Raw genomic sequence first — 17,865 nt, 5'->3', positions numbered from 1 at the left:
AGCAGATTTATATGTATTTTTGTCGCTCATTTACTCTCAAAAAATACAAATTATGGAATTATTTCACAAGATGATTTCCGGTTTTCTGGGTATACCGGAAAAACAAATAAGTAGTACGCTCCATCTTTTGGGTGAAGGTGCTACGATTCCTTTCATCAGTCGTTACCGTAAAGAAGCCACCGGCGGACTGGATGAAGTGCAGATAGAGCAAATCAAAGAGCAACACGACAAGTTGTGCGACATAGCCAAACGGAAAGAAACGATTCTCGGCACCATCAACGAGCAGGGAAAACTGACTGCCGAACTGGAGAAACGTATCAACGACACCTGGAATCCGACGGAACTGGAAGACATTTATCTTCCTTATAAACCCAAGCGGAAGACACGTGCCGAAGTAGCCCGCCAGAAAGGGTTAGAACCGCTTGCCACCATCCTGATGTTGCAAAGGGAAAACAACCTTAGCGCCAAGGCTGCCGCCTTCGTGAAAGGAGACGTGAAAGATGTGGAAGATGCCCTGAAAGGCGCCCGTGACATCATTTCAGAGCAAGTGAACGAGGACGAACGTGCCCGCAACACGGTACGTAATCAGTTCAGCCGTCAGGCAGAGATTAGTGCCAAATTGGTGAAAGGAAAAGAGGAAGAAGCGGCGAAATACCGGGATTATTTCGATTTCTCCGAAGCACTGAAACGTTGCACGTCCCACCGCCTGCTGGCCATCCGCCGGGCAGAGTCGGAAGGCCTGCTGAAAGTATCCATCAATCCCGACGATGAGGCATGTATCGAACGTCTGGAACGTCAGTTCGTACGTGGCAACAACGAGTGTAGCCAGCAGGTAGACGAAGCCACAGTCGATGCTTACAAGCGTCTGCTCAAGCCCTCCATCGAAACAGAATTTGCCGCTCAATCCAAAGAAAAAGCCGACGAGGAAGCCATCCGGGTATTCACCGAGAACCTCCGCCAACTTCTTCTCGCCCCTCCATTGGGACAAAAACGGGTGCTCGCCATCGACCCCGGATTCCGTACGGGATGTAAAGTTGTCTGCCTCGATGCACAAGGCAATCTGTTGCATAATGAGAATATCTATCCGCATCCTCCCGTGAACAAAACAGGAGAAGCTGCATCCAAACTCCGTAAGATGATTGAGGCCTATCAGATAGAAGCCATTTCCATCGGCAACGGAACGGCAAGCCGTGAGACAGAAGATTTCATCAACAGCCAAAGCTTCGACCGTCAGATACCCGTGTTTGTAGTCAGTGAGCAGGGAGCTTCCATTTATTCGGCTTCGAAGATTGCCCGCGACGAGTTTCCCGATTATGACGTAACGGTGCGTGGAGCAGTCTCCATCGGCCGCCGCCTGATGGACCCATTGGCAGAATTGGTGAAGATAGATCCTAAATCCATCGGTGTAGGTCAATACCAGCACGATGTAGACCAGACAAAGCTGAAAAAAGCGCTCGATCAGACAGTAGAGAATTGCGTGAACCTGGTCGGTGTAAACCTGAATACGGCAAGCAGCCATCTATTGACTTATATCTCCGGACTGGGACCGCAACTGGCTCAAAACATCGTCAACTACCGGGCGGAAAACGGAGCTTTCGGTTCGCGGAAAGAGTTGATGAAAGTTCCTCGCATGGGCGCCAAGGCTTTCGAACAGTGTGCCGGATTCCTCCGCATCCCCGGAGCCAAGAATCCGCTGGACAACACCGCCGTGCATCCGGAAAGCTACCACATTGTAGAACAAATGGCCAAAGACCTGAAATGTACCATCGACGAACTGATAGCCGACAAGGAACTCCGCCGGAAGATTAACATCTCCGCCTACATCACCCCTACCGTCGGTCTGCCCACCTTACAGGACATTCTGCAGGAACTCGACAAGCCGGGACGTGACCCGCGTAAGGCTATCAAAGTCTTCGAATTCGACAAGAACGTGCGCACCATAGCCGATTTGCGCGAAGGAATGATTCTTCCGGGCATCGTAGGCAACATCACCAATTTCGGGGCGTTTGTCGATATAGGTATTAAGGAGAACGGACTGGTGCACCTCTCGCAATTAGCGGAACGGTTCATTTCCGATCCGACGGAAGTGGTATCCATCCATCAACACGTCATGGTCAGAGTGATGAATGTAGATTATGACCGGAAACGGATTCAGCTTAGTATGATCGGGGTACAGCAAGACTGATTGCTTCCCTTTTTTCTCCCCACCACACGATCAGAATCGTAAAAACAATCATAAGTACTGTGCAAATGAGCGAGCCTTCAAAACCGAAGGCTCCGCCATTCAGTACGTTTTCTTCGGGCATACGCAAAGTCAGCATGCTCGTCGTGAAATTATTTCCGCTCACCTGATAACCTAGAATCGGACCTTGAATCCAATTCCAGAAAAGATGAAGAGAGATAGGGAAACACAGATTCCGGGTATAAAGATAGGAAGCACCCAGCAGCATACCGGCAAACAATAGATTAAGCATCGGCAGGAAAGCTATTTCCGGATTAAAGATATGCATAAACGCAAATAATGCCGACGAGATGAAGAGTGCCAGGAATTTATTCATATTAGTATGAAGCAGACGTCCGAGGATATAGCCGCGCATCAGAATTTCTTCAAACAACGCCACTAACAGGAAAAACACCCACGACCCCAATAAATCCAACGGCTTAAACTGAAAACCAGTGACTTCTATTTCTCCCAAAACAACAGAGATTCCGAAACCCAGCAAATAGAGCAAGATTGCTATCAGAAGGCCATACCACAGTCCACCGGCATGTCCTTTTAGGGAAAGTCCCAAATCAGAAAACGGACGACGTTCGAGACGAAGCAAGATTATGGCGGCAGTAAGAACAGCCAAAAGCATACTGGCCTCCACGAAAATATATCCTACTACTCCCGGATGACGAGCCTCCACTCCAAGAACCAACGACAGTCCTCCGCTGACCAATGTCCCATACAATCCAATAAATATGAAAAGTACCACAATAAACAACGGGATACATGCCCACACAGGAAGTCTTCTGGGTTCTTTCTTCCCATCTATGTTGTCTGCCTCCATTTTTACAATTTGTTAATCCGGCTACAAAATTAGATATAAAACATAAAAAAACATCATGTATTCTCTATTTTTCCTATATTTGTCAGAACAAATCTACAAAATTATGAAAATTAAACTACTATTGATAAGTTTCTTACTGGTCGCTAATGCATTAGGAGCCGCCGCCCAAGTGAGTAAGACGTATTATGTGAGTAAGCCCGGTACGCTGATTTCCATGATGACTGAAGAGGAAGCCAACAGTGTCACCCACCTCACACTGACCGGAAAACTGAATGCAGAGGACTTCCGGCATCTCCGTGACGAATTTGCCAATCTGAAAGTATTGGATATTTCGAACGCAGAAATCAAGATGTACAGCGGAAAAGCCGGTACTTATCCCAATGGAAAATTCTACATTTATATGCCGAACTTCATCCCTGCCTATGCTTTCTCGAATGTGGTAGGCGGAGTGACCAAAGGTAAAGCCACACTGGAAAAAGTGATCCTCTCCGAGAAAACGAAGAATATCGAAGATGCTGCTTTCAAAGGCTGTGAGAATCTGAAAATCTGTCAGATCCGGAAAAAGACTGCTCCCAACCTGCTGCCGGAAGCATTGGCAGACAGCGTTACCGCCATCTTCGTCCCTCTGGGCAGCAGCGACGCTTACCGCTACAAAGACAGATGGCAGAATTTTGCTTTCATCGAAGGTGAACCGGTAGAGACTACCCTGCAAGTGGGTGCAATGGGTAAACTGGAAGAAGAAATCCTAAAAGCCGGACTACAACCCAGAGACATCAACTTCCTGACCGTTGAAGGGAAACTGGATAACGCAGACTTCAAACTTATCCGCGATTATATGCCGAATCTCGTATCGGTTGATATTTCCAAGACAAATGCAACGGCTATCCCCGACTTCACTTTCTCGCAGAAGAAGTATCTGCTGAATATGAAATTACCTCATAACCTGAAGTCAATCGGACAGCGTGTATTTAGTAATTGCGGTCGTCTGTGCGGCACGCTGGAATTACCGGCCAGTGTAACGGCTATCGAATTCGGTGCTTTTATGGGATGTGATAATCTTCGCTATGTATTGGCTACGGGAGATAAGATTACAACGCTGGGAGATAACTTGTTCGGGGAGGGAGTTCCGAGTAAGTTGGTTTATAAGAAATAAAAAAGGTTATCCGATAGAAACACTCGGAATAATCCAAAAAAGTGTACGAGTAAAACATTCATAATATAGTCATAGAGTTCGGTGCAAAGCCGAACTCTTTTTTTACCCCTTATCTGATTTTTGCTTTTTAGAGTGCTCTTGCTTTTTCCTGTTAATCTCTATCAAAGTACATTTGTTTGTTTTCATTGTTATCTTATATCCCCAGAATAGCCCAATAAAAAACAACATGGGAAGATTATATAATATAGACTTATATTCCAGACTAAAAGTTATATATAGCACTAAATACCAGCAATATAATTGCACTATTATTTTATCAGAGTTCAAATATAATGTTCGAATAACGCCCTTCTTCTTCAACGTCTGTCGAGGAGTCTCTATATAAGGAAATAGATAGCTCATCATTCCACCTATTGCAATGATTGCTATTGCAACAGCAAGTATTACTCTGACAATAAAAATTAGAGAAGGATACTCTTCTAAAAAAGAAGAAAAAACGCAATAGGGAATCATCATAATACTGAACCATATTGCTGCCTTTTTATATATTGCTATAAATAAATATCTCATATAATTAATTCAGTTGGTTATTAAAAGCTATTTGTTTCTATCTTGTGATCTCAACGGGGAAAGTTTTATTTCTTCTGTCCTTTATTTGCCTGATCCAGCAAATAGCGATTAGCCTTCATTGCTATTCTATTTCCGATATATAATCCAAACATTAGTAATATTAAATAAGCAACTGCTATTTGCTTACGATGGAAGACTATATATATTAAAAAAAAGATAGAATATATCATCTCTATATTCTCGCAAAATCGTAAATAAATAGTTCTAACAATACCATTTGTTTTTAAATTCCTATCCTCCGGATGTTTATTCTTTAATATTAAGTTCAACATCTTGCCTATCAGCCATATTATCCATGAAACCAGCAATAATATTATTATGATAAACATAAATTCAAAGTCCCCTAAATTAGGATGAAAAATACAATAGACAACCATTAGAATACTATTCAGAACAGTAATCTTCTTAAATATATTTATAAAAAAAGCTCCCATATGTTTTTTATTTAAGTATTAGTCTACAAGAGAAAAGAATGGTATCTATTTTTGCATTTGAATTACTTTCAGTTGCGTTTCCGCATCAGATAAATCCCAATACCACCATTTATTCGGATTATTTTTTTCCTGCCGAAATCGCCTATCATATCCTATTTTAAACAGATTCAAGAATAAGACTAAGACCTTATCCAATTCATAGTCAGGCAAACTTGTGATTTTCTTTAAACTATGGTATTTCGTTCCTCCTTTCTCTAAAAGCACACAGGGAGTATATGTTTTCTTCAAACGGCTATTTTCTATTGCCGGCAGAATATCCGAATCCGTACACTTAGACTGAATAATCAAAAAGACCAAATATTTCAAATACATTTCCTTCTCAACAATATCAAATATCCTGTAATTATCCAATAATGTTTCAACCGAGACAATACCTTGAGCATACTGGTTTATTAATATTTCCTGTGCTAACTCCATAATATATTATTTATGATTAATCAAATTCCCGTCGATAACTTACTTTAAAATCAACTTATACCAGGATAAGACAAACAAAGTATAAATTACAAAGTATAGAAATCACGCAATTTACCTTTCTTCCATTCTTTGATTAAAATATCTGCATCAAGAGCTCCAAAGCCTTCAAATTTAGCTATTTCTTCTAATATTTTAATGCTTTCTTCCTCATATACAGGCAATAAATACGCAGCTGCCCATGAACGTACGGACAAATTAGGATGCATGTAAAAAACGGATAATTCAGGAAGTAACTTATTTTCTCTCAAGTATTGTGCAACCGATAATATTTTATCATAATTACGATTGGCTATTTTACTACTACCTTTCTGCATTATTGCATCCGCTTGCTTGATTGCAGCATCTTCAAAGATCTCCAGCGCTTCTTTTAAGTTTTTAATTTTTCTCATGGCTTCCCTCCAAATTCCTTTAATATTTTTATTCTAAAATCATATTGTTCTGAAAAGTTTGAGTTAGCCATTCTTTCTTTAACAGTTAAGCCATTAGAAATAGGTTGTTTTGACGAATAGTAGACCGATATCTTTTCGTGAGATAAGAGATACTGTTACCATTCTCAAACTTCTATACGACACGGTAAATTTAAACAATTATACTGAATACCAGTAATCTTTTTGTTAAAACCTTGGATTAAAATTCCATTAGCATCATAGGAGTATTCTACAGAAAGATAAGCACCATATTTAGATTCGAAGGAGATTCAAGTAAGTTGGCTTATAAGAAATAAAAAAAGTTACCCTGATATGAATTATTTTTTAGGCAATCTACATCATGGTAAAAAATAGTAAAATAATTTTCAAGTTAAACTATTTCAGAATAATACGCTATAATTTATATATGTATTTATTATCCTCGGCAAAGACATATAATATATGATCTTGAAAATTAAAGTCTTCAATTAAATCAGTCTTCATATCTTGAACAATTTTCCCATTGGGATTAATTGTCCTAACATAAGTTTCTTCTAAAACAAGCATCTTATTTTCATTTATTTGATAAAGACCAATCAATGGGCTTGTTAGCTCTATTTCTTCTATAACTCTACATTCTTTATTATCAATAAGATATATAGAAGAATCAAAACTTATAATTACAATATTCTTATCTATCCAAAAACATATATTTATATTTTCTTTAGCAGAATCACTACTAAATGATAATATAAACTCTTTTTCTTGCGCAATTGAATTGTAAAACACATAACAATAATATAATTCTCCATATGTATTTTCCAATACTATTTTTTGGGGGCTATTTATATTATCTAAAAACAATGTCTGTTCTCGAAATGAGCCAAAACAAAACTCTTTTACATATAAGTTTCTTACAATTATATTCATATTATTTACCTCCAAATAGTTCTATAGTTATTAATCGGTTATTCTCCCAAAAACTTTGTACCTTTCATTCCCCATGTGGATTTCCTGTCGCTTTACCAAACACATACTCTAACTTTCTCCCTATCTGTACTCCGGCTTCAGACGCCCCTTCCACTGTTAAATTCAGCAAACTGCACGCTAAAGTAAAAAGCTCAAATTCCAGATATGTATTTTTCATTTAACGTTCCTCGTTGAATGAAAATTTGTTGATACTTCTAATCCCAAACTACTTTACTGTTAAGAAACAAAATAAGATCAACTATTCCTTAGATAAAAGATCTTTTGGCAAATTTGTTACAAATTGAATCATTTGAACATCTCTATTTAGAAGAAAAGTATCTAAAGCACAACCTAATTTATTTAGATAGACATTTTGTTTTATTCTACTTTTTGAAGGAGAACATAGCTGATATCCGCTGCCTCTGTCATATCTCAAAAGACATGATTGAAATTCACTCCGCTGCACAGTATCTGTTACATATTTGTCACGAATTTCTTTTCTTATTATATAAAAATCCTCTTCGTAATCAAAATCTTTACTGCAGTAACCCGAAGAGTTATAAAAATAAGTAAAAAGAGAACTTCTCTTTTTTATCATTTCGCATAAATCAAATTTAAATTTCATCCATTTTTTACCTTTCCAAAGAACATTCATTGATTTGTTTCTTACTTCAAATAAAATATCATTCTTATGCAAAGATAAATATCGTAACAAATCTTCGCGTCCTGTTCTTTTGTTATTTATAGTCTTTTCAAAATCACTAAATGATGAAAATGTGTTATCATTAGCATCATCTATCATTTCCCAACAAAAATTCTTCAATTCCTCTACAGATGGATATTTCAAGTTAGCACGATAATACCATTTTACATGACTGTATAAATCAAACTTAAAGTCATAATCGATAGAATCACCACCTCCTGAAGGTAGACTTTTACAACTATATATAACTAGAAGAAGTCCTGTAATTACATAAACTATTTTTTTTTTCATTTTCCTCTGTTTAAAAATAATCGATTATATTTATCAACTAAAGCATTGGCGACAAACCTAGAATATTTTAAATGAAGTATATCACCCCTTTTTTTAGAAAAAAGACTCCAAATTTGTTTTATGCTCCAAAGCATGATTGTTTTAGAGAAAGCCAAGATAAAACACTATTCACATTTAATCATCCGACATCCGCAATAAATACCAAGTGCTAATATCATTGCATAAGTGAACATTATTGACTCCATATATAATTTCAATAAAGTATACAGAAAAAAGTACCAAGAAAATAAGGTTTCAATGGCATTGTAATAATTAAGATAAAAACGTTTTTCCATAGTTATATCTTTAATATTAACCCAAAAGCCTTTACTACTCAAATTCATAACATTGGCTACAACTACCATTACTGATCCTATTAACACAACAAATCTTATCAAAAAATGATAAGGCAGCAAATCCACATCATTAATGAAGATAGCTATGCAGATTACAATGCAACATAATGGTAACGCTACCTTATTGACTATTGCTAAAAAAGACCTTTTCATTTCTAAGTTGTTTACATTAATAACTCATTTATCAAAAAACATCTTCCTCGACAAACTCTGACATGAATAGACTTTATAATCAATTCATATCAGAGTGAAATTTCACCTATTGTCAAGATTTCAAACAATTATTGGCTTTTATCGCTATTCTACATCCCAGAAACACACCAAAGATCAATAATATTATATAATTGGGGAATATATAACTCTTAGGTAGAAATACATAAATCGCCAACGAATAATAAAAGAATCTTTCGATTATTCGATAAGTAGTCTGAAGACTAGACTTAGGTTTCAACAAAACTCCTTGAGGACATATTTGTGGATACTTTAGATATAATACAAAACCAACAAATACAACCATCCATATAAATAACAATATCATTTTTAAAACCAGTAAATATGGAAAATCATATAAATACGGATAAGCTATATGAGCAACTATGGCTAAAAAAAAGGCAAAGAGGTATGTCTTTCTAAATACTGTTACTAACAATAATTTCATAATGATACAAATTACTTTTTATTGAACAACAAGTTAAATATTTTCTCCGAGTAAGCAGGTTTATAAGAAATAAAAAAGTTACTCTGACATGAATAATTAGTTAGTTATTCATATCAGGGATAAACAATCATCTTATCTAGTATGAGATTCTTTCTTTACAGCTTGCTTCTTTTTGCTAGCTTCATCCAATAAGTATTCATTTGATCTTATTGTTATCCTATATCCAAGAAATAATCCTATTAAAAACAATAACAGATAATTGTATAATGTAGACTTATATTCAATAGAAAAAGTTATGTATATCACAAGAAACCAACAATATACTTGTGTTATTATTCTATCAGATTTTAAATATAATGTCCGAATTAAACCTTTCCCCTTTAATGACCGTCTGGGAATCTCTATATAAGAAAATAGATAACTCATCATTCCACCTATCACTATAATAGCTAACGCAATTGCAAGTATTACCCTGAAAATAAATATTAGAGTAGGATACTCAAATAAAAAAGAGGAAAAAAGACAATAAGGGATCATCATAAAACTGAACCACAAAAGTGATTTTTTATATATTGCTATAAATAGATATCTCATATTGTAGTAAGTTATTTGTTCAAACTAGTTCATTTATCACATCACATCTTGTAGCTTATATACCCTGATGTGAATTCACCATACCTTGGTTATTCACATCAAGGGATATAATATTGATTTTTTTAAGGAGTGTTTTTTTTATTTGCTTGATCTACTATATATCGATTAGCTCTTATTGCTATTTTTTTTCCAAGGTATAGTCCAAACAGAAGTAATATTAAATAAGCTATTGCTTTTTCGTGTCTATAGAAAACTAGATATATTGCAAAAAAAACGGCATATGTCATATCTATATCCTGTATAAATTTCAAATATAAAAGATTAACAATATTGTTTGTTTTTGTATTCTTTTCTTTTTGACCTTTATTACTTAATAATAAGTTTAGTACCTTGCCTATCAGCCATGATATCCACGATATCAGTAACAATATTATAACAATATACATATAGTCAAATTCGCCAAAATCAGGATGAAATAAGCAATGAACTATCATTAAAATACTATTTAGAATAGTAATCTTCTTAAATATCAGTATAAAAGCATCTCCCATATATCATTTTTATTTAAATATTTTTTTTATCCAATTATAAATATTCCCTACATAATCTGTCGAATACTCTTTTTTACCTTCAACTTGATTTGTATGAGTTTCATAAGCATCTTGAGTGGGATCAGGATTTGTTAGTTCCATATATGCTCTATCTACAGCTAGACCTATTATTACTTTTCTCCCAACTTTGATTATTCTCCTTTTATCATTAGGATCTATTTTCGGAGCCGGATCACCATTAGGCATCATCCCCGATACGTTAGTATCAATGCTTTTTGCAACATTCGCCTGATTCCTATCCAGTTCTTCTTTACTTTTCCTTTCTCTATTCCGCTGATGCTCATATTCCGGACTGATAGCATTCTTCGCTTGATAGTATAAAAGAGTACCAAAAGCGTAAGACATCTTAGGAGTATCTGTTATTATTTGTCCAACTTCTGCAAACTTTCCTGACGCATGTCTCATTATTTGTTGATCCGAAGGCAAATTATAACTTTGAGGATATGTTATCGGAGAATAGAATGGAAGAGGTGCATAAGGCATTGGAACAGGTATTACTTGCTTTCCATCTGGATCAATATATTTAATTGTATTGTTCTGACAATAAACATACACGCTCCAACTATAATCCTTATCCGCCATCGGATCCACCACATGCCATCTTCCCAATGCCGCATCATACATTCGCGCTCCATAATCATACCAATCCAGTCCGCCTTTTCTATCCAGCTCTTTCCCGTTATATTTGTAGGGTTGAACGGATGAAGTTGAAGCAAACGTACCGCCAAACGGATAATAATGATTCACTTCTTCCACTGCTCCGGCTTGGTCTGTAACGACCCGATTGTTACCCTGATGATCCTGTAAGTAATAATGATACTTATTATCATTCAAAGATACGAATCCGGCATCTGTCAATAAAGTCTTAGGAGTCCCATTTTCATAGATCACATTACCGCAATAATCGGTAGTAGTTGTATTTCCTGCGATACTATGTACAACACGTAGTTTCGTGCCTGCTGCATCATAAAGGTAAGAAATAGAGCTGCCATCTTCAAACTCTATACGGTTCGGTAAATTTAGGGAATTATATTGAATATCAATTATCTTTTTATTCAAATCTTTCAATAAATTACCATTAGCATCATAAAAGTACTCCGTACTTTGTTTTGCTCCGTCTTTAAAATCAAAATTATCACCAAAAGCGGAACCCGAAACAGAATCATCAACCCTTTTCAGTTGATTGCCGTTCAAGGTGATGGCCAGATTATCTACTAATCCATAACCATTGGCAGAAGTCTGTCCATATCGTTTCACCCCCAGGATATTACCATTTTTGTCGTAACCCGTTATTTGCTCATTAAAGCGGTTGGTATTCAGAGAGAGCTTTTCTCCCTCACCGTAAGTGGCATTTTTTAGCCGGGATAGCAGATCATATTCAAAACGATAGTTACGAACGTCCGTGTCTACGCCGGTCTTCCAACTCATACTACTGATATTTCCATTATAACAAGGTGTGCCGATACCATCCGTATAATAAAGTTTCTGGGAGAATAACGGACTTTCGATAGAAGTCAGCCACCCCCGTAAGTTATAACGGTTGGTCAAAGTCAGTGAATGGGCTCCATTCCCTCTTTTGAAACTGGCGATACGCCCCAACTCATCGTAATTATACGTCAGAGTATCAGATGCCAAATCATTAACCAAACGAGCTTCTGTCAACAGTCGCCCGGCATGGTCATAAGTCTTGTGTTGAACAAGTGATATATTCTCCACTTTATCACTGGATGCTATGACATGGTCGCAGAAATCATACGCCATGCTCTGAACACGCACCTTACCATTTATATCAGTACTGCGCACTTGCACTGGACGTTGATAATAATCATAATAGGTAGTGGTGCAAAGCATTTGATCTGTACCGATAACCCGTGTCATCATTCCGGTCTGCAAATTCTTGCAGTTCAGCGGTTCAGAGTCGTCTCCATATCGATGCCCGTAATCATTGCTATCTATATAATCCATTGCCGCAGTGAAGCGGGAGTTATCCTTTTTATATTGATAGGTATCATAATATATCACCTTTTGAATATCCAGGCTATCCATCTTTAAATAACTACTAAAGAGATAACCATAATGGTTGTTTAGCCTATCCGGAGCAAATTCAACCGATTCAGAGATGTTGTATGACATTTGACCTTTATAAATGCCTGTCAACACTTCTCTTCTCAACTTATCATAAAAAGTACATTGCCATTCATTCCTCTTGCGCATCTCCCCATCTCGAATTCTCAATAACTTTCCATCCTCGTCGAAACACATATCTATCCATTCCGCACCGGGAAGTTTCTTACCATTATAATGGTTGAGCCCATCATAGCGATATTGATAGGCATAAAGGTCTAACGCATCTTTCTGTCCGAGAGTATGTAAACTACTGACCGCCATTGGTGGAAGAACAAAAACCAGATTCCCGAAATCATCATATACCTGATAAGTATCGAGTGTGTCCGCACCACTGATGGTACGTGACAAAATGGTTTGTTCCAATTTATTCGTATAAGTAAGCGTAGGAAGCCCTGCTTCATCTTTCTTTTCTTCCACTACCAATTCTCCGGTTGCATAAAATCCTTTTTGAGACAGAACTGGATTATCTTTCTCTCCGCTCGCCTCAAATAATCGAACTTGTGATGTTCCCGAATTCGTCTGATAAGAAACTTTTTCACTATGCCCCGTAGTATGCCAGTCCTTTCCCGGATTATATTTCTCGGTCAATCGGTTCAGGGACGAACCGTCATAAAAAGATTTTTCACAAGCATACTCATCATTATACAATTCAAGGATATGCTTTCTGAAATCGGATGATGAAACATAATTCCTCGAACCGGAACAAACTGCCGGAAGCCATGAACAGCTATCACGATACATCCTGTCATACTCCTTTCTACTCACCAGACTGTTGAACGCAGGAGTCACACCATATTGTATCGTCTGTTCTGTCCTGCCAAACGGGTCAAGGTAATTTATTTCATGGGTGGCATGCAATGGACTTTGCAGATCCGAAGAAAAAGGAGTATTGGTAGTTGCTTTAATCGTTGATATATAGTTTTTCGTATCAGACCATTTTCCAATAGTTTTCTGACCTTTTACGTTTATAGATATAGTACCGTCTCCTCCTTCAGTTACAAAAAAATAACTCCCCGGAGATAATCCAAAAACATCAAGGCTTGTCAAATAATCATCTTTTCCTACCTGCCTAACTATACGATGAGCAAAATCATATAAAGTGATATTATTTAGGTATTTTTCTGTCATGATGGATATATCCATCGTTTCTTTTATCGTGAAACGATGATATACACAAGGTCTTGAAGAGGATTCTGAAGAAACAAACATGTGTGGATAATAATAAGCTTTATAGCACAGGCTATCCGAATAACTGCCTACTTCTAAAGGGTGTTCCCAATCCGATCCCGCATTATCAACAATACCCGTAACACGCAATCCAGGTTTTCTATACACTGAATCCGGATAATAAGTATAAATATAAAAATTCCCCACACCACATCTGAAATCTTTAATCTGTGGTAACAAATTTTCATTTAGTGGATATTCATTACTAGTAACCAATGGCTGAAAATAAGTTGCCATTTTTAGCAGGGGACGCACACCCATAGTATCCAAAGGAACTACACTTATCATATTTATGCTATCCAAACTAAATCTATAGCATATCTCTCCACCACTAAAAGTTCCAGGCTTTATTTCTTTAGAAAAACCCTTTTTAAAATGACCAACATCGATAAAAGTGTATTCATCAACTCCCATCGGAGATAAATAAACGTTGGTACTAAGCATTTGGGTAGGATTTCCCATATCATCTGTACCTACACTATGAAGTTCGTATTCACCAGGTTCCAAAACACTATATAATACAGGACAATAAACTGGAATTTGGAGCAGATCTTCATCAAATTCAAGGCCAAATCGTTCTTGAGTTTCAAGAACATATTTAATATCTGAATTTTTAACAGATTCAGCTTTGCGTGAAAAAATCTGGGTAGAGTTTAGGGGTCTATAATAAAGTGCCAAACAAGTATCATATCCAGGTTTAGTTCCCATTAGATTAGCCATAAACAAAGTAGAACGACTATGTATCGTGAAAGTATGAATGACATAGTTACGAAGTTTTCCATCAATGAATTTATTCAACGGCCTATCTCGAGGATGAAGAACGGCTGATTTATTATAAATATCTGCAATATGTATTTTTGCATCAGTATACTGGGAGGTATCATGACTGCTTACCTCCATTAGGGAGACAAACAAGAATAAGAAAAATATTAAATGCCTTTTCATAACTATCTTTTATTTAGAATAATGATATTTGTTATATTCCATCAATTGAATGTCTCCGTTTTCCCCTCTTCTAAAGCTTTTCTTCAGACGCCCTTGAAGGTCATACTGAAAGAAAAAAGTTTTTCCACTGGGTTCCGAAATATATTTCAGCCCTACCTGTTGCTTATAATCATAGATCGTAATCTGGGCATGAGGTAGAAGTGTACGCAATTGCTCCATTTTCTTCATATCAGGTTCACTCTCTTCTGAAAGAAACTCCGGCTTTCTTCCTAAAGCAGATTTAACTTCATCATAAGTACTTCCTTTTATTTCAGCTATCGGATATTTACCGTGATATGACCATAGATAAATTGTGACATTATCATAAAAGCTTCTTATAGTTACAATATTCCCATATTTATCATAGTTATCATAAGCTTCGATACCATTTAGCAAATAGATGTTTGACAAAGTTGTTAAATCTATATCTTCAGGCAATGTTTCCGTGAGATTACTACCCCACAGAGTCCTTTTTTGAACACCTGCACCACCAACTGCCGGACTACAATAAAAATATACAAAATCTACTATTCGCCGTTTTTCATCTTGCGGCCTCTTCAAATACTTTATGATACCTAACGGTTCCTCTATTCTATTCGCTTTAATTAAATCATCATTATATGCAGTATATGGAAAATTAAGTGATTCTCCCGGATGCACATACTTCAAATACACATGATCCCCATTACTATTGACAGTCTCCTTTTCTGTGACAAACCCTTTGGAATTATATTCATAATTATGAAGAATTTCCACTTCATTCTCATCCGTCAGTTTTTCCTGAATCAGCAGACAGGGGACAGTAAATATTTTACTCGCCAGAAAAGCTCCGGTATTGGTATCTATCGAAACTTCATAATCGGCAGTTTTATTTTCTACGTTATAATGATACTCTTCCTCTGCCACTTTATGAAAGCGATTGTTATAAGTCTTTTTAAACAACAATTTCCCTCTGAAAGCAGAAAGGTCATTGGGCGCATAGTTCAAAGCCTTGTCTAATATCTGATAATAGCCAAAACTCCTAGTGAATAAATTGGCAGGTGTTTTAATGTAGCCATTGCCCAATTCCGCATTATCAGGAATATCTGCCAATGAAGAGAAATGATAACGGCAAAAACTTCCGTCATCGAATGTCTCCGTGACATCACTATAACCTATCGGATATTCGGATATATTGTTTAGCCGACCGATACAGTTGCTGCTGATCGAATAGACATACAGAATATTGGTCACCGTACGGTCGATATAATTGTAAGTATACTGCATTTTTTCCTCGGGCATATGATAACGCGGTAACTCATTAACTCTTCCGCTTTCCCTTCCCGTTGTAGGGTCAAGGTAACTGAACGAACGTTGCCTATTCTTTCCTGTAATAGGATCATGTAATGTCAAATTCTTAACACGTACTCCCCCAAAAGGAGTATCATAAGCCGCCGTATTAGAATCCCACGCAAAAGAATCCGTTCTTTTAGTCTGGTAACCCCTAAAACGGTTATATCCATAATCAATCACCTCTTCTCCTTTCGTAGGATAAGTTATCCTTTGCAACATCGTACAACTTGCCACATCAGTATTGACTGCCTTTCTCTCTTCAAAATGACCGTCGTTGAGAAACATATCAACATTATCTATATTTTCATAACCACCATTCCAAAATCCCCAATGGTCGATACTTGTAGTCAGTGGATCCGGCAGATTATTACTCATATTATAATCAAAAGAATAAATTGCAGGGGTTTCACTTTGCTCATACAAGGTCACCTTTTTCAGAAAGAAGTACCGTCCCGATATCTGATAATCAAATTTGCATGATTTTATAACCTCTGGCTCTTTGGTCATCGTTATGCTTGAGAGATAGATTAAATCGTTCCCATCCGAATCGCCGAAAAAATTGACAGGAAAAGTTTCAGTAATAAAGTTTATTTTCATGCCATCAGTACTAATTGTCTTCAGAATTGGAGCATACACTTTATCTTCCATCAAAAAATGACCTTTATCTCCATCATTTATACTCCAAGACTCCGGATTCTTGACATTTCCATTACTATCAGGTTTATAATCTATGAATTGCACTCCACTCGAATAAGATCTAATAAAAAGATGATACCTATTCTTTTGCAGACGACTCTGGTATGAGAAGGTGATACGATGATTTTTTGTCTCATCCTGGATAGAGGTTAAATACCAGGAAGTAATCTGCACAGGTCTGCTTCTTAATTTACTGGGATTATTGGGTATGCTGTATTCTAAACATGAGACGTCTCCCCCAAAATAGTAGAGATAGCCATCCGGTGTCGTGATCTTGATGACAGAGGATTTAGGAGCATTCGTCGTGCTATAATCCTGAACGGTCATTTCACTCAAGTCAATCTTATATCCGCCTCCTGATATACATTTAGCATTTCCGTTATTGTCGATAATAAAACGTCCTTTATGCCGCCCGAAATTAAAATCGAAGATATCGGGAGCCATGTCATATTCAGTTTCCGGATAAGGACGATTTTTCGTAGCATGGGGAATATTCAAGTTGAGCAAATCCTCTTTGCTATACTGCTTGAACTTCCCATCACGAATGGCGGCCAACAGTCCATTCTTCTGTTCCTGACGAATATCATCAGGCTCCCCCATTACATTTCGTGTTATCGAGCCACCCACATTCAATATCCAATTATTGCCAACCATCGATGGACGTCTGCCCGGCTTGAAACCATCGGAAACATACTTGATAGACATATCCAGCTCAAAAGCCGTATCCTTGTAATCGAACAACGGGATATCCAGATCAAGCAAACCATTATAATAGTTCACATTTGTGTTGCCATATTGCACAAATTCAGCTGTCTGTGGTGTGGCGAATCCCAGATTTTGAGGAGAAAAGTAGTACCCTTGAAAATCTGTCGGAATAAATCCCGAATCGCTTTGTGCATGTATATGTGTACCTATGCACAACAGCAGGGTAAAGCACAACATTTGTTTTATAAAATTTTTCTTTTCCATTTCTTTTTCTGATTTATTTCATGATTAGTAAAAAAATAGAGAGAGAGGGTGAAAAAGATAGAAAACTTATACACCCTCTCTTCAAATGAACTAAC

The 17,865-nt window shown here is 37.0% G+C and carries 11 protein-coding genes; 2 read left to right on the top strand and 9 right to left on the bottom strand.

All coding sequences use genetic code 11. The features are described from left to right. Positions 1 to 52 precede the first annotated feature (52 nt). A complete protein-coding gene (locus H8796_RS16635; RefSeq protein WP_117933001.1) occupies positions 53 to 2,185 on the top strand; it encodes a Tex family protein in 2,133 nt (710 codons plus the stop codon). Here the strand turns inward: H8796_RS16635 and H8796_RS16630 are convergent. After that, positions 2,157 to 3,053 carry a CPBP family intramembrane glutamic endopeptidase gene (locus H8796_RS16630; protein WP_117932999.1) on the bottom strand — a complete coding sequence of 299 codons (897 nt, stop codon included), beginning with the start codon at positions 3,051 to 3,053 and terminating at the stop codon, positions 2,157 to 2,159. The two genes, H8796_RS16635 and H8796_RS16630, sit on opposite strands and share 29 nt — an antisense overlap. Before the next feature lie 103 nt (positions 3,054 to 3,156). On the opposite strand from H8796_RS16630, the gene H8796_RS16625 reads away from it, so the two are divergent. Next, positions 3,157 to 4,206: a leucine-rich repeat domain-containing protein gene (locus tag H8796_RS16625; protein ID WP_117933216.1), complete on the top strand. Its 1,050-nt coding sequence runs from the start codon at positions 3,157 to 3,159 to the stop codon at positions 4,204 to 4,206. Positions 4,207 to 4,308: 102 nt separating this feature from the next. On the opposite strand, the gene H8796_RS16620 is transcribed toward H8796_RS16625, so the two are convergent. The 8 genes from H8796_RS16620 to H8796_RS16585 form a co-directional block, all read right to left on the bottom strand. Further along, positions 4,309 to 4,776, bottom strand: a complete 468-nt coding sequence (locus H8796_RS16620; protein ID WP_187343833.1) for a hypothetical protein — start codon at positions 4,774 to 4,776, stop codon at positions 4,309 to 4,311. 539 nt (positions 4,777 to 5,315) lie between these two features. Then, positions 5,316 to 5,747, bottom strand: a complete 432-nt coding sequence (locus tag H8796_RS16615; RefSeq protein WP_117932995.1) for a DUF5958 family protein — start codon at positions 5,745 to 5,747, stop codon at positions 5,316 to 5,318. Between the two features lie 86 nt (positions 5,748 to 5,833). Next, positions 5,834 to 6,196, bottom strand: a complete 363-nt coding sequence (locus H8796_RS16610) for a DUF2019 domain-containing protein (protein ID WP_117932993.1) — start codon at positions 6,194 to 6,196, stop codon at positions 5,834 to 5,836. Between the two features lie 432 nt (positions 6,197 to 6,628). Further along, on the bottom strand, positions 6,629 to 7,144 hold the full coding sequence (locus tag H8796_RS16605) for a hypothetical protein (RefSeq protein ID WP_117932991.1): 516 nt from the start codon (positions 7,142 to 7,144) through the stop codon (positions 6,629 to 6,631). A gap of 298 nt (positions 7,145 to 7,442) precedes the next feature. Beyond that, positions 7,443 to 8,177, bottom strand: coding sequence for a hypothetical protein (locus tag H8796_RS16600; protein ID WP_117932989.1), 735 nt, complete (start codon positions 8,175 to 8,177; stop codon positions 7,443 to 7,445). 1,185 nt (positions 8,178 to 9,362) lie between these two features. Continuing rightward, on the bottom strand, positions 9,363 to 9,824 hold the full coding sequence (locus H8796_RS25460; RefSeq protein WP_117932983.1) for a hypothetical protein: 462 nt from the start codon (positions 9,822 to 9,824) through the stop codon (positions 9,363 to 9,365). Between the two features lie 560 nt (positions 9,825 to 10,384). Then, positions 10,385 to 14,734, bottom strand: a complete 4,350-nt coding sequence (locus H8796_RS16590; protein ID WP_117932979.1) for an RHS repeat-associated core domain-containing protein — start codon at positions 14,732 to 14,734, stop codon at positions 10,385 to 10,387. 9 nt (positions 14,735 to 14,743) lie between these two features. After that, complete coding sequence (locus tag H8796_RS16585; protein WP_117932977.1) at positions 14,744 to 17,770, bottom strand: hypothetical protein; 3,027 nt, start codon at positions 17,768 to 17,770, stop codon at positions 14,744 to 14,746. Positions 17,771 to 17,865: the final 95 nt, after the last annotated feature.

It is taken from the genome of Bacteroides sp. M10 (genome assembly GCF_014334015.1).
Lineage (GTDB): Bacteria > Bacteroidota > Bacteroidia > Bacteroidales > Bacteroidaceae > Bacteroides > Bacteroides intestinigallinarum.
This window is presented reverse-complemented; position numbering and strand designations above follow the sequence as displayed.